Raw genomic sequence first — 18,293 nt, 5'->3', positions numbered from 1 at the left:
CGAGGCATCCGCGATTCCGGCCGTCGTTCGTCTGTATGTGTGAGGAGCGAGTTTCGATCTATGGCCGCCCACAAACATCCCGCGCCGCAGGAGAGCGCCTCGCAGGACTCCGCCGTCGCCTGGTGGGTGCGGCGCGACGCCGGCGACATGTCGAGCGCCGAGATCGCCGCCTTCGAGGCCTGGATCGCCGATCCGGCCAACGCCGCGGCCTTCGCCTATATTTGCGCGCTCTGCGGCGAGGTGAAGGCTTTGAAGCCGCGCCGCGTCGACGCCCTCGCGGCTCGGCGGCGGCGACGCATGGCCTACGCCGCCGCGCTGGCCGCCACTCTGGCGGCCGTGGCGAGCTTCGATTCGCTGCGCCTGCTCTGGAGCGCCGATTTCCGCACCGCCGCCGGCGAGACGCGCATGGTCACGCTCTCGGACGGCTCCAAGATCCAGCTCGGCGGAAGATCGGCCATCGCCGTGCATTACGCCGCCGGCGAGCGCGCGCTCACTTTGCTCGAAGGCGAGGCGTTTTTCGATGTCGCGCCGGACGTCGCGCGGCCCTTCGTCGTCACGGCGGCGGGCGGATCGGTAACGGCGCTCGGCACCTCTTTCGATATCGCGCTCGAGAATGACGGCGCCCGCGTGACGGTCGCCGAGCATAAGGTCGCCGTCGCGAGCCATGGCGAGAAGACGATCGTCGAGGAAGGACGTCAATGCGACTTTGGTCCGGCGGCGCCGACGAGCGCGCCCGTCCCCGTCGCCGTGCCGGACGCCACCGCCTGGCGACGCGGCAAGCTCATCTTCGTCGATCGTCCGCTCGGCGAAGTCGTCGATATTCTCTCACGCTATCACCGCGGCTACATCATCGTGGCGAGCGACTCCACGCGCCGGCTGCGCGTCACCGGCGTGTTCGACGCCGCCGATCCGATCGGCGCCTTGCGCGCGATCGAGGCTTCGCTCGCACTCGATGCGATTCACATCGGCGATTATCTCGTGGCGCTACGCGGATGAGACAGAACGCCGCATCATGCGCCTGCATTTTTTCGTCGCACGGACGTGCGTGTTCGCGCGCTCCATTCGTCAGAGTTCATAGAGGGACGTTTTCGTTCCCGATAAGAACTCGGAGAAGGGCGGATGCAGCGGCGATTTTTTCGTCTCGAGAATAGAAACATGGGCGCGACGGCGATAGCGACGGCACTGAGCGCTCTCGTCTTCGGACAAGAGCCGGCCATCGCGCATGTCGCAATGCCGGAGGCGGAGCTCGCCGCCGCAGTGCGCAGCTATGAGATTCCGGCCGGCTCCGTCGCCGCCGCGCTCAATCGCCTCGCCGACGCCACCGGCGCGCAGCTCGTCTATAAATCGCGGCTGACGCGCGATCTCACGACACGCGGACTCTCCGGCGCCTTCACGCTGGAAGACGCGCTCGATCGTCTGCTCGCCGGCACGGGCATAGGCTATCGCCTCACGCGCGACGGACGCAGCGTCGCCATCGTGCTCGCGCAGAACGAGACCACGCGCAACGACGCCGGCGCAGTCGCGCTGCCGCCGATCGACGTAGCCGGGGAGCGCGAGCGCGCGCTGCGTGCGGCGGCGCGTCGCGCCGACGGCCCCTTCACGCCGATCGGCGCGACAGAGATCAGCGGCGAAGCGCTGGATGCGCGGCGCGCGAACGCCAGCGACACGGCGCAGCTGCTCTATTCGGCGCCGGGCGTCGATCTCTATGAGGCGGGCGGCGTGTCGCGCCTGCCGACGCTTCGCGGCCTCGCCGACGATCGCATCAAGATTCTGCTCGGCGGAGTCGAGATCACCTCGGCCTGCGCCAATCATATGAATCCGCCGCTCTCCTATATCGATCCGAACAATGTCGGAAAGATCGAGGTGCTCTCCGGCGTGACGCCGGTGAGCAAGGGCGGCGATTCGATCGCGGGCACGATATCGGTGGAGCCCAAGCCGCCGATCTTCGCCAATCCGCGCGTCGCTTCCACGCCCGGCCTCGTTCCGTCCATCGCGCCCGGCGTTCTCGCCTCGGGATCGATCTCGGGCTTCTTCCGCAGCTCCAACAGCAGCTTCGGCGTCTCGGGAACGGCGAATGTCGCCACAGAGCATTTCAGCCTGCTCTATAATGGCGGCTACACGCGCGGCTCCGATTATCACGCGGGCGACAACGGACCGAAGGTTCTCTCCACCGGCTTCATCTCCGAAAATCATTCGGCGACGCTCGCCTATCAGAACGATGGACATCTCTTTACGCTGAAGGGCGGCTATCAGAACATTCCCTATCAGGGCTTCGTCAATCAGCGCATGGATATGACCGCCAATCGCGCCTATTCCGTCGACGCCGGCTATAAGGGCGCGTTCGAATGGGGAAGGCTCGAGGCGCGCGCCTTCTGGCAGCATACCGCGCATGAGATGGGCTTTCTCTACGACAAACAGCCCGCCAATATGCCGATGAATACGTCGGGAACGGATTACGGCTATTCGCTGAAGGCGGAAATTCCGCTCGACCCCTCCAATCTTCTGCGCGTCGGCAACGAATTCCACGGCAATCATCTGAACGATTGGTGGCCGCCGATCGTCGGCAGCATGATGATGGGTCCGGGGACTTATTGGAATATCAATGGCGGCCAGCGCGACCGCATCGGCACATTCGCGGAATGGGAAGCGAAATGGTCGCCGCAATGGACGACATCGCTCGGCGTACGCAATGACATTGTGTGGATGAGCACGGGCGACGCCAGCGCCTATGATCCACGCAACCCCATCCCCATGGGCATGATGGGCATGGCCAATCCGGACGCGACGGCGGCGCGTTTCTTCAACGCCCGCAGCCATGCGCGCACCGACGTCAATTTCGACATGACGGCGCTCGTGCGCTACCAGGCCGACGAGACGAGCACATATGAGCTCGGCTATTCGCGCAAGACGCGTTCGCCCAATCTCTACGAGCGCTATGCCTTCGGCGTCGGCGGCATGGCGAGCAGCATGATCGGCTGGTTCGGCGACGCCAATGGCTATGTCGGCAATCTCGATCTTAAGCCCGAGGTCGCGCATACGGTGAGCTTCACGGCCGCGTGGCGCGATCCCGTCGCCCATGATTGGGAGGTGAAGGCGACGCCCTATTTCAGCTATGTCGAAAATTTCATCGACGCGGATCGCATCGGCGGCTTCACCGACAAGAATGGGCGCTGGTTCCCCATTCTGCAGTTCCGCAATCACAAGGCGGAGCTCTATGGCTTCGATCTCTCCGGCCGCGGCAAGCTCTATGAGGCGCCCGATGTCGGCAGCTTCACGCTCTCGGGCGTCATCGGCTATGTCTATGGCGAAAATCTCGATCGCGGCGACGGGCTCTATCACATCATGCCGCTCAATGCGCGCTTCGCTCTCGAGCACAAGCTCGGAGGCTGGAGCAGCGCCGTCGAGCTGCAGCTGGTCGACAGCAAGACGCATGTGAGCACGGCGCGCAATGAATTGAAGACGCCCTCCTACGGACTCGTCAATCTGCGCACCGCCTATGAATGGGACGCGTTCCGCATCGATCTCGGCATCACCAATGTCGCCGACGTTCGCTATTATTCGCCGCTCGGCGGCTTCGATTACACGAATTACAAGAAGACGAGCGTCTTCGGCGCCGTGCCGGGACAAGGCCGCTCCTATTACGCGGGACTGACGATGAAGTTCTGAGCTTCGCCTTTTGCGCGGTCCGGCGAGACATGCGATAGACGGGGCGAGAGGCGCAGGCAGCGCCTTTCGTTCCGGCCGCAGCAGGATCGCCCGACATGCCGCTCACCGAATCGCAGCTCATCGGTACGCCCGACAATCCCGTACCGCCCAATGCGAAGGTCTTCGCCATTCGCACGGCGGATGGACGCAGCTTGCGCGCGGCGAGCTTCGCGCCGCCGCGTGGGGCGATCGGCACAGTGGCGCTGTTTCAGGGCCGGGCCGAGTTCATCGAGAAATATTTCGAGACGATCAATGATCTGCTCGCCCGCGACCTCCATGTGGTGACGCTGGATTGGCGCGGACAGGGCGGCTCGGAGCGCGATCTTTCCGATCCGCGCAAGGGCCATGTCGATGATTTCGCGCTCTATCAGCGCGATCTCGACGCTTTCATCACCGATGTTCTGGCGCTCGAATGCCCCTCCCCCTGGCATGCGCTGGCGCATTCCATGGGCGGCGCCATTTTGCTCGATCGCGTCCATTCGGCGCGCTCGCCTTTCGATCGCGTCATCGTCGCCGCGCCGATGGTCGACTTCGAGGGACTACGCTTTCCGATCGGCGCGCGCGCCATCGCCGACACGCTCGATATGTTCGGCCTCGGCGCCATGTATGTGCCGGGCGGCGGACCGAAATCGCTGGAGGAGCTGCCCTTCGAGGGCAATCGGCTGACCTCCGATCCCGCGCGCTTTTCCCGCAACGCCAATGTGGTGCGCGCCGCGCCGCATCTCGCCATCGGCGATCCGACCGTCGGCTGGGTCAACGCCGCCTTCCGGCTGATGAAGCAGCTCAGCGCGCCCGAATACGCCCGCGCCGTGCGCACGCCGGTAATGGCGTTTCTCTGCGGTCGCGACCGCATCGTCTCCTCGCGCGCGATCGAGCGCTTCGCTCAAAGGCTGCCGGTCGCGAGCCTCATAGAGGTTCCCGGCGCGCGTCACGAATTGCTGATGGAGCGCGACGAATTGCGCGAGCAGTTCTGGGCGGCGTTCGACGCTTTCGTCCCTGGCGAGGCGGTGGATCGCGCCTGAGCGCTCTTCCGATCACTCGAAGGCGGTCTGAAAGCGCACGATCGCCCGCGCCACCGGCCGCGTCGGCAGATAGCAGAAGGAGTTGGTGGCGATTTTCGCCTCCTTGCAGTGCTCGTGCTCGGCGTTCCACTCATAGCCGAGCCGCTCCATGCAGGCGACGATATGATCATGCAACACGCGGCTGTTCTTGTGCCGCTCCTGGGGGAGCTTGCTCTCGCTGTCGAGCTCGCAATCGGTGACGTCTATCTTCAGCCCGGCGAAATAGCGTCCGCTGCTGCTGCCGGTGACGAAGACGAACTCTGTGGCGACGATGAAGGCGAGGCCGACGGCGAAGGCGACGCGCGCCTTGAACTTGCTGTCGAAGTAGTCGATGCCGATGAAGGACAGCCCGCCGAGCGCCAGCAATCCGCCGCCGAGCATGAGCGTCAGCGGAGCCACGAAGGCGGCGATATCCTCATTCATCGGCACATCTCCCGTCTGTTCCCGACGGGGCGCCGCCTTCCCCTCAGTCTCGAGGTCAAATGGAGCATGTCCTCCAACCGGCAAGCGCCCTGCAGGGGCGAGCGGCGAGCTTAGGCTCGCCGCCGCGATCGGGCTATTCGAATCTCAGCTGAAACGCGGTGATCGCGCGCTCGAAGCCGGTGGCCGGCAGATAGCAATAGGCATTGGTGGCGACCGGCGCATCCTTGCAATTGCGATGCGCGGGAGCCCATTCATAGCCGGCCTCCTGCATGCAGCCGAGAATGTGCTTGTGGATGACATTGACGTCCACGCCGAGACGCGCCTCCGGATGCGCGGACTCGCCCTCGAGCTCGCAGGCGGAAGTCTGCACCTGCTGCGCCTTGAAGAATGAGACGCTGCTGCCGGCGAGCACCACCTCGAGCGCGGCGAGAACGATGGAGCCCGCGACGAGCGCGGCGATCGCCTGGACGCGCGACTTCAGAAATTGAATCTCGATGAAGTAGAGCCCGCCAGCGGCGATCAGCGCTCATCCGATGACGAGAGCGAAAGGGGTGACGAAAACCGAGAGATCCTGATTCATCTGCTTCCTCCTGCATTGCGAGCGCGCAAGCGCCCTTGTTCGATGATCTTCCGATCATCGGCATTGAGCAGGAGTCATCAGCCTCTTCGGCGGTTGTAGGGGGCACCCCATCCCCTGGCGCGCCGGCTATCGCCGCGCGACCTTATGTAGCTAATTCGATACATAAAGCCTGCCGGGTCGTCAATGCGCAGGCGGGCGGCGCGTGGCGGACGCCTTCCGCGATCCCGCGCGCGAGCGTATGAGCCGCCGAGAGGACAAGGCGAAACGCTCATGCGCAACGACATAGACGACATCGTCGGCTCCCGACCTCCGCGGCATCCGGCTCTCGAGGCTCTTCTCGCCTTTTTGCAGCTGGGACTGACCAGCTTCGGCGGACCGATCGCCCATATCGGCTACTTCCGGGCCGAATTCGTCGAGCGCCGCAAATGGCTGAGCGAGACGGCCTTTGCCGATTTCGTCGCGCTCTGCCAATTTCTGCCTGGACCGGCCAGCAGCCAGCTCGGCTTCATTCTCGGCATGTCGCGCGCCGGCCTGCTCGGCGGCTTCTCGGCCTGGCTCGGCTTCACCTTGCCCTCGGCCGTCGCCCTCGTCCTTTTCGCCTATGGCGTCTCACAGCTCGGCGATGTCGCGCATCTTTCCTGGCTGCACGGCCTCGCGATTGTCGCCGTGGCCGTCGTCGCACAGGCGGTCTGGGGCATGGCGCGGAGCCTCTGCCCGGATCGCGAGCGCGCCACGATCGCGCTCGCGGCAATGATCCTCACTCTGGCGCTTCCCTCGGCCGCGGGCCAGATCGGCGCCATTGTCGGCGGCGGCCTCATCGGATGGCTGCTGCTCCCACAGAGATCGGCGCCGGCGTCGGCGCCGATCTCCGCCGGCTTCATCGGTCGGCGCGCCGGCCTCGCCTCGCTCGCTCTCTTCGTCCTCGTGCTGATCGGCGCGCCGATTCTCGCCGCTACCACCGGCGCGCATTGGCTCGCCATTTTCGCGGCTTTCTTTCGTTCCGGCGCTCTGGTGTTCGGCGGCGGCCATGTGGTGCTGCCGCTGCTGCAGCAGGCGGTGACGCCGCCGGGCTGGATCGGCTCGGACGCCTTCCTCGCAGGCTACGCCGCCGCCCAGGCCGTGCCCGGCCCCCTCTTCACCTTCGCGGCGTTTCTCGGCGCGGCGATGCGCGAGCCGCCCAACGGCTGGGCGGGCGCGATCCTGTGCCTCGTCGCCATCTATCTGCCGTCCTTGCTGCTGCTGCTCGGCGTGCTGCCATTCTGGGATGCGGTGCGCGGCCGCTCGGCCATGCGTTCGGCGCTCGCCGGCGTCAATGCGGCCGTGGTCGGCATTCTCACGGGCGCGCTCTACACGCCGGTCTGGACCAGCGCGGTCTTCTCGGCTGCGGATTTCTGCCTCGCGGCGACGGCCTATCTGCTGCTGGTCTTCTGGCGGGCGCCGGCCTGGCTCGTCGTCCTCTTCGGAGCGCTCGGCGCAGTCGCGATCGACTCCTTCGGCCGATCGCTCACTTGATCTCGGCGAAGCCCAATGGCTTGGCGTCGCTCGGCGCGGAGGCCGGCTCGCCCCGTGTCGCCGCGGCGATCGTCACGCCCGATTCTGCGCCCGCCGCCGCGGCGACGGCCTCGGGCGTATCGGAGAGAAAGGCGGCGAGCTCATCGGCGCCCCGCGCCGCGACCGCGGCCAGCGCCCGATCGTCGAGCAGCGTCCAGGGATCGCCGGCGCCGGTCACGGCCACCTCGTCGGTGAGCCGGCGGGCGCGTCGTCCGTTGCGGTCGAAAATATCGAAGACATAGGCGAAGCGCGTCGCCCCTTCGGGGCTCACATAGGCGGTGAGATAGCCGCGCAGACGATAGGCGGCCGCCGGCTCTTCGGCGGCGGCTATGTCGCGGCTCTCCGTCGCGCGGGCGAAGGCTGGGCGGAAGCGCGCCAGCGCATCCTCTGGCGCACCTTCCAGGCTGATGAGCGCCACAGGCGCGCCGCGCGGGCTGACGCCGGGCCGCGGCGTCAGACGCTGCCGCTGCGCGAGCTGCTCGGGCCGCGGATGGCCGATCTCGACCGCTGTATCGACGCAGCCGGCGAGCGTCAACGCGCCGATCGCCGCGCAGAACGGCCCGCAAAAGCGACGGCTGGAGCGTTTCAGATCGCGCATCGTCTCCAGCACCCTCCGCCTCATGGTGAAGAAAGTGCTAACAATGATCCGGGCGGCGGTCCAGCCCCCGCATTCCCCATACGCAATTCCCTGTGGGACAAGGCGCATCTCCTTTCGCGCCGCCTTTTCGCCTCACTGCCGCCACGGACCGCATCGACGATCAAGCTCACGTTAACCTTACTGCGCTTTCGCGCGCCGCATCGGGACGCGCAAAGCTTTCGTCAAGGTTGACGGAACCTTCGCTTAACCCCTGCGCGGATAGGACTGGCGACAGTAGAGACCCGTCGTCAGAGGAGCTTAGAGGAAATGGCATTGCTTTCCGCCACGCGCGCCCTGCGCTTCGCCGTCGCCATTCTGGCGGCCGTCTCGCTCGGCGCCTGCGCCAAAAACGCCGAGGATGAGAACGCCGCGCTCGCCGGCGGCGCCGGCGCCAATGGCCGCGGCGGCTACGCCGCCCCCGGAAGCCCGCAGGATTTCGTCGTAAATGTCGGCGACCGCGTCTATTTCGAGACCGATTCGAGCGAGCTGACGCCCACCGCGCAGGCGACGCTCGACAAGCAGTCCGACTGGCTGCAGCGCTACGGCCGCTATTCCTTCACCGTGGAGGGCCATGCGGACGAGCGCGGCACGCGCGAATATAATTTCGCGCTCGGCGCCCGCCGCGCCGAGGTGGTGAAAAATTATCTGGCCTCGCGCGGCCTCTCCGCCGGGCGCATCCGCACGATCAGCTATGGCAAGGAGCGCCCGGTCGCGGTCTGCGACGATATTTCCTGCTGGTCGCAGAACCGCCGCGCCGTCACCGTGCTGTCGGGCGGCAATTCTTGACCCGCAAAATGCGCCGAGGCCCCTCCCCGGCGCTTGCATCCTCGGCCGCGATGCGGCATTGAGAGCCCCGACGGCGCGCCGTCACCGCAGGAGTGTAGCTCAATCGGCTAGAGCACCGGTCTCCAAAACCGGGGGTTGGGGGTTCGAGTCCCTCCACTCCTGCCAGCTCCTCCCAAAATTCAGCCCAACAAAGATCGCGCGGCCGGGCTTTCGGCGAAGCGCGAAGCGCATTTCGTGATCGGGATGTTTCGATGCGTTCCATGCTCGCCGGCGCCGCCATTATCGCTTTTCTGATTTCCGCCGGGACGGCGCGCGCTTGTGGCGGCGGCGATCCGACGCCCGGACGCTGGTCGCTCGATCAGAGGAGCTACGCCGAGCAGAACGGCATGCCTTTCCTCGATCCGGGCAATGACAGCCGTCTCAATCTCCTCTTTCTGATGTTCGACGCCGATCCGGCACTGCGGCCGAAGGACGATGCGATTTCAAAGGGCGAGGAGAAGCTCGACTTCTACTCCTCGGTGCTGTTCTCGCGGCCCGATTTCACCGACGCCTGCCGGAAAGCCGCGGCGGCGCGCGACCGCAAGGACGAAACCGCGAGCGCTTTCGCCGATGGTGAGGGAACGCGCTGCGTCTCGATAGAGTCGGGCCGGGCCGCCTTTACGGCCGCGGTCGAGGCGGAGCCCGCGCTTTCCGTCGAAGAGCGGCGGGCGTTGACGGCGGCGCGGGAGAAGATCGCTCCCTCCTGCCGCAATGAGAAAGCCGACGCGGCTGCGCAAGCGCTCGCGCAAATCGCGCCCTCCGCCGCCGGGCAGGAGTTCGCTTCCTATCTCATCGGCGCCGACGCCTTCTACGAAGGCGATTTCGATCGCGCGCTGGAGCGCTTCGGCAAGCTCGACTCGGCGCGCAACGCCTGGCTGCGCGAGGCGGCGCGCTACATGACCGCCCGCGCGCTGCTGAACAAGGCGCAGATCGGCGCCTTCGCCGATTTCGACGGAACCGCGACGCCCAATGTCACCGATCGCGCCACGCTCACCGCGGCGCAGGCCGCCTTTCAGACCTATCTGAAATCCTATCCCACGGGGCGCTACGCGGCCTCGGCGCAGGGACTGTTGCGGCGCGTCTATTGGCTCGCGGCGGATGATGAGCGCCTCGCCGCCGAATATGGCCGGCAGATCGCGCAAGGGAGCGGCGCCAAGGTCGGTCTCGACGATGTCGATCTGGCGCAGGAGATCGACGCCAAATATTTGTCCGCCGCCAAAGACCATGCGAGCCGCGAGCCGATTCTGCTGGCGACGCAGGATCTGATGAAGCTGCGCTCCGACGGCAAGGAGACGCATCTTGCCGCCGCGGAGCTGGACGCGCAGGCAAAGGCCTTCGCCGGACACGAGGATCTCTTCGGCTTTCTGAAAGCCGCGCGCGCCTATTACGCCGACGCCGATTTTGCGGCGACGCTGCAAGCGCTCGGAGCGCCCATCGCAGCGCCGCGCTCCTATCTCGCTTTCAGCCGCGAGACTTTGCGCGGTCAGGCTCTGATGGCCTCGGGACAATATCCACAGGCGATCGAGCATTGGACCAAGCTGCGCGGAACCGTCTCCAATCCCTTGTGGAAAGAGGCGGTCGAGCTGGGCCTCGCGCTGAGCTATGAGCGCGCCGGCATGGCGAACAAGGTTTTCCTGCCGGAGACGCGGCTCTCCTCGCCACGCATTCGCGCGATCCTGCTGCGCCACACGGCCGGGCCGATCCTGCTGCGCATGGCCGTGGCCGATCCGCAGGCGAGCGCGGAGGAGCGCAAGCTCGCCCGCTTCCTCCTCCTCTATAAGGAGGCGACGCGCGGCCAATATGCGAATTTCCTGCGCGATTTCTCGGCTGAAGGCCTCGCGCAGGACGACGCCGCGGCGCCGGAGGTCTCGGACCTTCCCAAATCGGCGATCTTTTTGTCCTCGCCCGCCAACGAGCCCTATAAATGTCCGGCGCCCAAGGCCGTGGTCGCGGAACTCGCCGCCGATCCACGCTCCGCGCATGGCCTGCTCTGCCTCGGCGATTTCGTCCGCCACTCGGGCTTCGCCCGTTTCGACGCCTGGCGTCCGGCGGCGGACGAGCTGGGCGGCGCCAAGGCGATTTTCCCCGGCGAGCCTTTCTCGCGGGGCGATGTCTATCAGCGGCTGATCGCCGATCCGGCGACCAAGGACGCCGACAGAGCCTATGCGCTCTACCGCGCGATCAACTGCTATGCGCCGGCGGGCAGCAATGATTGCGGCGGCAAGGATGTCGACAAGGCGCAGCGAAAAGCCTGGTTCCAAACGCTGAAGTCACGCTATGGCGCGACGCAATGGGCGCGCGGGCTGCAATATTACTGGTGAGATCGCGGGTTCTTCTCCTCGCGCTCTGCGCGCTGCTCTGTGCGTCTCCGGCAATGGCCGAGCCTCTCGTGCGGGCGGCGGATCATGACGCTTTCTGGCTGTGGGCCGGCGTCAAAGGACGCGCCGAGCTCGCCGCGGCGAAAACCATCTATCTCCATTCGGGCGAGATCGGGCCGGATCGCGACGGCTTTGTCCGCATGAAGGCGCAAGGCGGCGTAGAGCCCGGCCCGCACAAGGCCGCTCTCTGGCTCGCCTATCGCATCCGCAGCCTCGATTGGCCGCCGGAGATCGTCGCCCAGATTCGCCGCCGTCTGGACGCCTGGCGCGCGCAGCCGGGCGGCGTTGTCGGCGTGCAGATCGATTTCGACGCGGCGACGCGCGGCTTGCAGACTTACGCCACCTTCCTGCGCACGCTGCGGCGGGAGCTGCCTCAAGGCTGCGCGCTGGGCGTGACCGGCCTCATGGATTGGGCGTCTCAGGCCTCGCCCGAGGATTTGAACGCGCTTTCGGGAAGCGTCGACGAGCTGGTCTTCCAGACCTACAAAGGCGCGCAGACGGTCGCGAATATCGACGCCTATCTGGCGCGGCTGGCGCGGCTTCGCATTCCCTTCCGTCTCGGCCTTGCCGAAGGGTCTCGTTGGGCGCCTCCGGCCGCTCTGGCGGAGCGGCCGAATTTTCTCGGCTATGTGGTGTTCTTGCGCAATCGCGCCACGCCATGAGCGGTCGGCTCACGCCTTGGGAAGCAGTCCGCGCAGACGCTCCGCCCCCTCCAGCGCCGGACGGCGCGGTGGACCTCCCGGCGGGAATCCCCCCGGCGGCGGTCCGGCGAAACGATCGCCGCGTGGCTGCAGGAAGGGTGGAGGCGGCACGGCGCGCACCGTCTTGCGGTCGATCCGCGCGCGCAAGAACACGACATAACGGCCGGCCGCCTCGCGCAGCTCGCCACGAGTCGTCTCGCCCGCGGCGAGCGCTATGCCGTCGGTCGAGTTGAGCGTGTCGCGCAGCCGCCCGCGCGCATAATCGCCGAGATTGGCGTAGAGGAACTCGCTCAGCGCGTCCGGCAGGAAAATCTGCGAGGTGAGACGCGCCGTTCCGCCGTCGATGATCTTGAAATGAATATGGGTGGTGCGGCCGGGATACCAGCCCGGATAGACGCTGGAAAAGCGCGCGCGTCCATCCGCTCCCGCGATCTGGCTTCCGCGCAAAAAGGTCTTGCCGGAGAGATCGAGCCGCCCATCCTCGCCCTGGCCGGGGAAGCCGGAATAGCGCCCCTGCGCGTCGCAATGCCAAACATCGATTCGGGCGCCGGGCAGCGGCGCGCCGGTCTCGTCCTGGACAGCGAAGACGATGTCCAACGGCACGCCGGCGAGCCCTTCGGCTATGTCCGCTCGCTGGAGATCGAGATCGAGATCGAGATCGAGATAGAAAGGCCCCTCTTCCGCCGGCGCCGTCAGCGGTCCGGGGGCCGGCTCGGGAGCGGCCGGTTCCGGCAGGACCGCAGTCGCCGAGCCGGCCAGCGCAACGGCCACGAGGCCGCGTCGCGTCAAAGCAATTTTGTCACGCATGGAATTTCCTTGGTCTTCGTCAGCGCATGCAGGATGAAGCGGCCCGGTGTCGGATGCGCGGCGGAAAGTCTCTCTCTCGTTTCCGTCCCGTTTCTCGTCGCGGCGCGGCGCGGCGCGGCGCGGGGTGGGCTTTCCGCGCAGACGGGCTATAAGTCCCGCCGTCCCGCATCTCGAATGAGCCGATCGCCCGTGAAACGTCCCTCCCTCGAATCCTTCCGCCGCATCGTCGTCAAGGTCGGCTCCTCGCTGCTCGTCGATCCGCGCGAGGCGAAGGTGAAGCGCGAGTGGCTCGCGCGGCTCGCCGCGGACATCGCCGCTTTGCATCGCCGCGGCGCCGATGTTCTCGTCGTCTCCTCGGGCGCGGTGGCGTTGGGACGCAGCGTGCTCGGCCTTCCCTCCGGCGCGCTGCCGCTGGAGGACAGCCAGGCCGCCGCCGCCGTCGGGCAGATCGCCCTCGCGCGCATATGGGCGGAGACATTGGGCGATCTCGGCATCACCGCCGGGCAGATTCTCGTTACCTTCGGCGATACGGAGGAGCGCCGCCGCTATCTCTACGCCCGCGAATGCCTGACCCGGCTGCTGGCGCTACGCGCCGTGCCGGTCATCAACGAGAACGACACTGTCGCCACTTCCGAGATTCGCTATGGCGACAATGATCGCCTCGCCGCTCGCGTCGCCACAATGGCCAGCGCCGATCTGCTGGTGCTGCTCTCCGATGTGGACGGCCTCTACACCGCTCCGCCGGCGAGCGATCCGAACGCCAAGCTGCTCGAGGTGGTGCCGCGCGTCACGGCGGAGGTGGAAGCGATGGCCGGCGGCGCCGCCTCGCAATTCTCCCGCGGCGGAATGCGCACCAAGATCGAGGCGGCCAAGATCGCGACCACGGGCGGCGCCCATATGGTCATCGCCGACGGCCGCGTGGAGGCGCCGCTCTCGCGAATCGCCGCGGGCGGGCCTTGCAGCTGGTTCCTCACCCCCTCCTCGCCGGTGACGGCGCGGAAAAAATGGATCGCCGGCTCGCTCGAGCCCAAGGGCGTCGTGCATGTGGACGAAGGCGCGGCGCGCGCGCTGTTCTCCGGCAAGAGCCTGCTGCCGGCCGGCGTCACCGCTCTGGAAGGCGGCTTCGCGCGCGGCGACTGCGTCGTGATCCGCAATGCTTCGGGCGGCGAAATCGGCCGCGGCCTCGTGACTTACGACGCGCTGGACGCTGCCCGCATCATCGGCCGATCGTCGCGCGACATAGAGGGGCTGCTCGGCTTCAAAGGCCCGGACGAGATCATCCACCGCGACGACATGGCGCTCGCCGGCGACTGAGCCGGCGAAATCGCCAGCTCGACCGCGACCACAGCCCTTGTGAGAGCGAAAAAGCGCTCCCATATTTCTGGCGCCACGCCCGCGAAGAGGGCTGGTTCCAACTGGGAGAGACCTATGTCACCCGAAGAACGCCAACTGCTCGCCGGTTTGTTCGAGCGTACGCGCAGCGCCGCCGGCGCTCAGCGCGATCAGGAGGCGGAGAGTTTCATCGCCGAGCAGCTGAAGTCGCAGCCGGGCGCGCCCTATCTGCTGGCGCAGACGGTTCTGGTGCAGGATCAGGCGCTGCAGGCGGCCAATCAACGTCTGCAGGAGCTGGACAGCCGCGTGCATGAGTTGGAGAGCCGTCCTCAGCAGTCCGGCGGATTTTTGGGCGGCTTGTTCGGCGGCGCTCAGCGCCAGGCCCCGCCCCCGCCGCGTCCGGCCCCGCCTCCGGGCTATGGCCAGCAGCCCGGCTATCCGCAGCAGCAGGGCGGCCCTTGGGGCGCGCCCCCGGCCGGCGGCCCCGCCTATGCCCCGCCCCCGCCTCCCGGCTACGCCCCGCAGGGCTATCCGCCTCAGCAGGCTGCGGCGGCTCCCGGCGGCGGCTTTCTGAAGGGCGCGCTGGGCGCGGCGGCGGGCGTCGCCGGCGGCGTGCTGCTCGCCGATTCGATCCGCGGCCTGTTCCATGGCGGCGCCGGCGGAGCCGGGAGCAATCTCGGCATAGGCTCGGGCTATGAGCACGCCAACGCCGGCGGCGGCGACACGATCATCAATAATTACTACGGCGACCAGGGCGGCAATAGCCAGCCCTACCCCGACGCCGGCTATGACAGCCCCGATCCGGGCGCGCCCGACGTGCAGAGCGCCGATTACGATACGGATACCGGCGGCTTCGACGACGGCGGCGGGGATGGCGGCTTCGACGTGTGAGTGGGGCCGAGTTGAAATTCGACGCGCGGCGCGCCTGTCAGGCGCGCCGTCTTATTATCTCGATCGATTTCGGGCGACGGCTGGGTCGCGATCCCCGATTGGGATGCGATGACTGGATGAAGTCCAGCGATAGCGCGCGTCGCCCGCTTCCGACAGGCGACGCGCTGCTCCCGATTTTCTACCGCCGCGATACTGAAATGAGAACAGCGGCGTACCCTGGGCGCGCTGCTGAAGGACACGTCGGTACAGCGCGGTTTCTGTCTCGCTACAACCCCAAAGAAACGGAAACTTTCCAAGAGGATGATGAATGCCGCGCCAGTGGGCGCTATAAGCTGAAGTACAACGTGTGATCCAGCCCCAGCAACGCCTGCGAATCGATGAACTCGACCTGGTCGATCGCCGCTCGAATATTCTCGCTGCTGTTTTCTATGTCTTTGAACTCCGAAATGATCTGCAGATAGTTTTTTTCGAGCACATCGGAATTCGGATCAAGATTGGTCACGAAAAGCAGGCCTGTCGGCGGAGATCTGGTTGCCTTGATCGAAAGATCAGGCCTGTATTTTTTCAATATAGGGATCAACTTCCAAACATCTCCCGTCCACCACCCGGCATGCGGCAAGTCCTGCCTCGCTTCGGGCTTGTGGACCCGTTCTGCCATTTCGGCATTCACCGGCAAACAGTCATGCAGGGCGATAAGCGAGTTTTTGCAGCTATGGCGCTCGGTCTTATAGAAATCTCGCAGAAGAAATTCGAAAACATGCATTCCGTCGAGAAAGGCAAAGTTTACGCCATTGGGCGCGATATTTTTCAAAATGCCGCGCTCGAAGAAAGAGTCGCTCGGATATTGAAAGAGATAGAGCTCCTTTTTTCCCATCGCGACATTGTGGTTGATCAGAAAGAAAGGATCGACGGCGATCGCGACGTCACAGGATATGGACGCGAGGTTTTGTCCATGACAAACGCCGATTTCGAAATAGGTTCGCGCCGCGCGCGCCTTGACCAGATGCGCAATCAATTCACTATAGCCAATGTCATTATGATCGATGAGCATCTGATGCATGGAGACGCCTTTTGGAAAGTGGCTGACAACTAGCTCCGATACACCAGAACGCGCCCAGCGATCAACGATCGGTATCGTCGATTTCGGCTATGCGACAGCTAAAAGACGGCGGGCGATTTCCTTGCCGTCGCCGAGCGGCGCCCCTCCCTTGCGCCCCGTCCCCTTTCCCCGTAACACCCTGCCCCCATGTCCGACGCATTCCGCCCCAAATCCGAATTCCTCGCGACGCTCATCGCGCGCGGCTTCGTCCATCAATGCTCCGATTTCGCGGGGCTGGATGAAAAGGCGCGCTCCGGCGAGCTCACCGCCTATGTCGGCTTCGACTGCACGGCGGCCTCGCTGCATATTGGCAATCTTCTGTCGATCATGCTGCTCTCCTGGCTCCAACGCACGGGCGGCAAGCCGCTGCCGCTGGTCGGCGGCGGCACCACGCGCGTCGGCGACCCTTCCGGCAAGGACGAGAGCCGCAAGCTTCTCTCGATCGAGACGATCGACTCCAATAAGGCGGCGATCCAGAAGACCTTCGCGAAATTCCTCTCCTTCGGCGCGGGCAAGACCGATGCGATCCTGCTCGACAACGCCGAATGGCTGACCAAGCTCAATTACATCGACTTTCTGCGCGATGTCGGCCGGCATTTCTCGGTCAATCGCATGCTGTCGATGGATTCGGTGAAGCTGCGGCTCGATCGCGAGCAGGAGCTGTCCTTCATCGAATTCAACTATATGTGCCTGCAGTCCTATGATTTCGTCGAGATCGCCAAGCGCTATGGCGCGAGCCTGCAGATGGGCGGCTCCGATCAATGGGGCAATATCGTCATGGGCGTCGATCTCGGCCGCCGGCTCGGGACGCATCAGCTCTATGCGCTGACCGCGCCGCTGCTCACCACCTCTTCCGGCGCAAAAATGGGCAAGACGGCGGCGGGCGCCATCTGGCTCGACGAATCTATGCTCGCGCCCTACGATTATTGGCAATATTGGCGCAATACGGAGGATGCGGACGTCGTCCGCTTCCTGAAGCTGTTCACCTTCCTGCCTTTGGACGAGATCGAGAAGCTCGCCGCGCTCGGCGGCGCCGAGATCAACGAGGCGAAGAAGATTCTCGCCACAGAGGCGACCGCGCTGCTGCATGGGCGCGAGGCGGCCGAGCTCGCCGCCGAGACGGCGCGCCGCACTTTCGAGGAAGGCGCGCTCGCCCTGTCTCTGCCCAAGGTCTCTGTGGCGGCGAGCGAGGTCGCGGCGGGCATCGGCGTGCTCACCGCCTTTGTGAAGGCGGGTCTCGTCGCCTCGACGGGCGAAGCGCGGCGGCAGATCAAGGCCGGCGGATTGCGCTTGAACGACGCCGTGGTGAGCGACGAGAAGGCCGTGCTCGGCGAGACGGATTTCGTCGAGGGCGTCGCCAAATTATCGCTCGGCAAGAAAAAGCATGTGCTGCTGGAGCGCAAGGAAGACGCCGATGGCGCTTGATGCGAAGCGCCGAGGCTGGCGAGCGTCGGCGTCCTCCCGCCCTGACGAGATCGCCACCGAGACTTGCTCGGTGGCGCTGTTGTCATGTCGTGCCGTTCACTGGCAATGGCGAAGCGCGCCCGAGCCGCTCACTGCTTGGTCCACTTCGTCCCATTGTCCCAGCTGATCGTCTTGCCGTCGAACACGCCCTTGATCGTCTTGTCGTCAGTGAAATTGACGGTGAGCTGATTGCCGCTGCAGGAGCCGTAAGCATTGGGCCGGCCGCCGGCGAGCGTGACATTGACCGTCTTGCCGTCCTGCCCGACGACAATGGCGGTGACATTGCCATAATAGCCGCTGAGGCCGTTGCAGGCGCCCGCCGCATTGGCGGAACCGGCGACGAGCCCGGTCGATATGGCGAGGGCGAGAGCGGCTATATTTCGCTTCCAGGAATGCTTCACGTCTATCTCCATGAGAACTTCGGCGCCCGTCTCGAAATGGTGAGCGCGAGCGTGAAGTTAGCTGTACGAATCTGAACAGCGGATGACATGTCTCACGGCCGGTTCGAGAGCGGCCGCCGTCGGCGGCATGCGCCTCGACGATTCCGCGTCCACGGACCAGGAAGCGCCGTCTCGTCCTGCAGGAGCCGAGCCGAGATGCGCGTCTCTCCGACCCCGGCAAAGGTAGCCATAAATGCTACAGCAGTGTAGAATTATAGGGTAAATCCATGGAATCGGCGCCCTTCCGCATTCTGCGCTTCACAATAACTCAATATAATTCAATATGATATAGAATCTATGGAGACGCACCGCTACATCATAATCACATTAAATTTGTAGACATACTGTGTATTTTCCCTACACTAAGCGAGACTTCGTAGGCGCTACACGCAGCCGCTC

Annotated in this window: 17 protein-coding genes, 1 tRNA gene and 1 riboswitch; of the genes, 12 read left to right on the top strand and 6 right to left on the bottom strand. The window is 65.4% G+C overall.

From position 1 onward, the window contains the following. The first annotated feature begins 60 nt into the window (after positions 1 to 60). The 3 genes from METLW3_RS0110750 (at position 61) to METLW3_RS0110740 (ending at position 4,727) form a co-directional block, all read left to right on the top strand. Positions 61 to 996 (top strand): FecR domain-containing protein, encoded by a 936-nt coding sequence (locus tag METLW3_RS0110750; RefSeq protein ID WP_024879918.1) that lies wholly within the window; start codon positions 61 to 63, stop codon positions 994 to 996. Between the two features lie 159 nt (positions 997 to 1,155). Further along, positions 1,156 to 3,666, top strand: coding sequence for a TonB-dependent receptor (locus tag METLW3_RS25450; protein ID WP_245267307.1), 2,511 nt, complete (start codon positions 1,156 to 1,158; stop codon positions 3,664 to 3,666). A gap of 95 nt (positions 3,667 to 3,761) precedes the next feature. Continuing rightward, positions 3,762 to 4,727: an alpha/beta hydrolase gene (locus METLW3_RS0110740; RefSeq protein ID WP_024879916.1), complete on the top strand. Its 966-nt coding sequence runs from the start codon at positions 3,762 to 3,764 to the stop codon at positions 4,725 to 4,727. Positions 4,728 to 4,739: 12 nt separating this feature from the next. On the opposite strand, the gene METLW3_RS0110735 is transcribed toward METLW3_RS0110740, so the two are convergent. Both METLW3_RS0110735 and METLW3_RS29070 read right to left on the bottom strand, forming a co-directional pair. Then, the gene (locus METLW3_RS0110735) at positions 4,740 to 5,189 is read right to left on the bottom strand and encodes a hypothetical protein (RefSeq protein WP_024879915.1); all 450 of its coding nucleotides are present in this window, start codon (positions 5,187 to 5,189) and stop codon (positions 4,740 to 4,742) included. 133 nt (positions 5,190 to 5,322) lie between these two features. After that, positions 5,323 to 5,604 (bottom strand): hypothetical protein, encoded by a 282-nt coding sequence (locus METLW3_RS29070; protein WP_245267306.1) that lies wholly within the window; start codon positions 5,602 to 5,604, stop codon positions 5,323 to 5,325. Positions 5,605 to 5,830: 226 nt separating this feature from the next. Further along, positions 5,831 to 5,893, bottom strand: a riboswitch (Fluoride riboswitch). Positions 5,894 to 6,039: 146 nt separating this feature from the next. Here METLW3_RS29070 and chrA point away from each other — a divergent pair. Beyond that, positions 6,040 to 7,281, top strand: a complete 1,242-nt coding sequence (gene chrA, locus METLW3_RS0110725) for a chromate efflux transporter (RefSeq protein WP_024879914.1) — start codon at positions 6,040 to 6,042, stop codon at positions 7,279 to 7,281. Here the strand turns inward: chrA and METLW3_RS0110720 are convergent. After that, on the bottom strand, positions 7,274 to 7,930 hold the full coding sequence (locus tag METLW3_RS0110720) for a hypothetical protein (protein ID WP_024879913.1): 657 nt from the start codon (positions 7,928 to 7,930) through the stop codon (positions 7,274 to 7,276). The two genes, chrA and METLW3_RS0110720, sit on opposite strands and share 8 nt — an antisense overlap. 294 nt (positions 7,931 to 8,224) lie before the next feature. Here METLW3_RS0110720 and pal point away from each other — a divergent pair, with 294 nt between their 5' ends. The 4 genes from pal to METLW3_RS0110700 all read left to right on the top strand — a co-directional run bounded on the left by pal (position 8,225) and on the right by METLW3_RS0110700 (position 11,822). Next, positions 8,225 to 8,743 carry a peptidoglycan-associated lipoprotein Pal gene (gene pal / locus METLW3_RS0110715; protein WP_024879912.1) on the top strand — a complete coding sequence of 173 codons (519 nt, stop codon included), beginning with the start codon at positions 8,225 to 8,227 and terminating at the stop codon, positions 8,741 to 8,743. An 88-nt stretch (positions 8,744 to 8,831) separates the two neighbouring features. Beyond that, positions 8,832 to 8,908 (top strand) — tRNA-Trp (locus METLW3_RS0110710). Positions 8,909 to 8,994: 86 nt separating this feature from the next. Next, positions 8,995 to 11,103 (top strand): hypothetical protein, encoded by a 2,109-nt coding sequence (locus tag METLW3_RS0110705; RefSeq protein WP_024879911.1) that lies wholly within the window; start codon positions 8,995 to 8,997, stop codon positions 11,101 to 11,103. Positions 11,104 to 11,156: 53 nt separating this feature from the next. Next, positions 11,157 to 11,822 (top strand): DUF3142 domain-containing protein, encoded by a 666-nt coding sequence (locus tag METLW3_RS0110700; RefSeq protein ID WP_245267304.1) that lies wholly within the window; start codon positions 11,157 to 11,159, stop codon positions 11,820 to 11,822. Between the two features lie 9 nt (positions 11,823 to 11,831). Here METLW3_RS0110700 and METLW3_RS0110695 read toward each other — a convergent pair whose 3' ends face one another. After that, positions 11,832 to 12,668, bottom strand: coding sequence for a hypothetical protein (locus METLW3_RS0110695; RefSeq protein WP_024879909.1), 837 nt, complete (start codon positions 12,666 to 12,668; stop codon positions 11,832 to 11,834). A gap of 174 nt (positions 12,669 to 12,842) precedes the next feature. On the opposite strand from METLW3_RS0110695, the gene proB reads away from it, so the two are divergent. From proB to METLW3_RS28205, 3 genes are all read left to right on the top strand, one after another. Further along, positions 12,843 to 13,982: a glutamate 5-kinase gene (proB, locus tag METLW3_RS0110690; RefSeq protein ID WP_036308823.1), complete on the top strand. Its 1,140-nt coding sequence runs from the start codon at positions 12,843 to 12,845 to the stop codon at positions 13,980 to 13,982. A gap of 114 nt (positions 13,983 to 14,096) precedes the next feature. Beyond that, the gene (locus METLW3_RS0110685; protein WP_024879907.1) at positions 14,097 to 14,891 is read left to right on the top strand and encodes a DUF2076 domain-containing protein; all 795 of its coding nucleotides are present in this window, start codon (positions 14,097 to 14,099) and stop codon (positions 14,889 to 14,891) included. Positions 14,892 to 14,902: 11 nt separating this feature from the next. After that, complete coding sequence (locus METLW3_RS28205; RefSeq protein ID WP_157096378.1) at positions 14,903 to 15,241, top strand: hypothetical protein; 339 nt, start codon at positions 14,903 to 14,905, stop codon at positions 15,239 to 15,241. Here METLW3_RS28205 and METLW3_RS0110680 read toward each other — a convergent pair. Further along, positions 15,217 to 15,951: a hypothetical protein gene (locus METLW3_RS0110680; RefSeq protein WP_036308821.1), complete on the bottom strand. Its 735-nt coding sequence runs from the start codon at positions 15,949 to 15,951 to the stop codon at positions 15,217 to 15,219. The two genes, METLW3_RS28205 and METLW3_RS0110680, sit on opposite strands and share 25 nt — an antisense overlap. A gap of 186 nt (positions 15,952 to 16,137) precedes the next feature. Here METLW3_RS0110680 and tyrS point away from each other — a divergent pair, with 186 nt between their 5' ends. Then, complete coding sequence (gene tyrS, locus METLW3_RS0110670) at positions 16,138 to 17,415, top strand: tyrosine--tRNA ligase (RefSeq protein WP_024879905.1); 1,278 nt, start codon at positions 16,138 to 16,140, stop codon at positions 17,413 to 17,415. Positions 17,416 to 17,543: 128 nt separating this feature from the next. Here tyrS and METLW3_RS0110665 read toward each other — a convergent pair whose 3' ends face one another. Next, entirely contained in the window at positions 17,544 to 17,855 is a 312-nt protein-coding gene (locus METLW3_RS0110665) for a hypothetical protein (RefSeq protein ID WP_157516552.1), read from the bottom strand. Positions 17,856 to 18,293: the final 438 nt, after the last annotated feature.

Source organism: Methylosinus sp. LW3 (assembly GCF_000527115.1).
Lineage (GTDB): Bacteria > Pseudomonadota > Alphaproteobacteria > Rhizobiales > Beijerinckiaceae > Methylosinus.
This window is presented reverse-complemented; position numbering and strand designations above follow the sequence as displayed.

Coding starts and splice junctions, on each gene's coding strand:
- METLW3_RS0110750 (WP_024879918.1), top strand. CDS start 61: ATGGCCGCCCACAAACATCCCGCGCCGCAGGAGAGCGCCTCGCAGGAC.
- METLW3_RS25450 (WP_245267307.1), top strand. CDS start 1,156: ATGGGCGCGACGGCGATAGCGACGGCACTGAGCGCTCTCGTCTTCGGA.
- METLW3_RS0110740 (WP_024879916.1), top strand. CDS start 3,762: ATGCCGCTCACCGAATCGCAGCTCATCGGTACGCCCGACAATCCCGTA.
- METLW3_RS0110735 (WP_024879915.1), bottom strand. CDS start 5,189: ATGAATGAGGATATCGCCGCCTTCGTGGCTCCGCTGACGCTCATGCTC.
- chrA (WP_024879914.1), top strand. CDS start 6,040: ATGCGCAACGACATAGACGACATCGTCGGCTCCCGACCTCCGCGGCAT.
- pal (WP_024879912.1), top strand. CDS start 8,225: ATGGCATTGCTTTCCGCCACGCGCGCCCTGCGCTTCGCCGTCGCCATT.
- METLW3_RS0110705 (WP_024879911.1), top strand. CDS start 8,995: ATGCGTTCCATGCTCGCCGGCGCCGCCATTATCGCTTTTCTGATTTCC.
- METLW3_RS0110700 (WP_245267304.1), top strand. CDS start 11,157: ATGGCCGAGCCTCTCGTGCGGGCGGCGGATCATGACGCTTTCTGGCTG.
- METLW3_RS0110695 (WP_024879909.1), bottom strand. CDS start 12,668: ATGCGTGACAAAATTGCTTTGACGCGACGCGGCCTCGTGGCCGTTGCG.
- proB (WP_036308823.1), top strand. CDS start 12,843: ATGAGCCGATCGCCCGTGAAACGTCCCTCCCTCGAATCCTTCCGCCGC.
- METLW3_RS0110685 (WP_024879907.1), top strand. CDS start 14,097: ATGTCACCCGAAGAACGCCAACTGCTCGCCGGTTTGTTCGAGCGTACG.
- METLW3_RS0110680 (WP_036308821.1), bottom strand. CDS start 15,951: ATGCATCAGATGCTCATCGATCATAATGACATTGGCTATAGTGAATTG.
- tyrS (WP_024879905.1), top strand. CDS start 16,138: ATGTCCGACGCATTCCGCCCCAAATCCGAATTCCTCGCGACGCTCATC.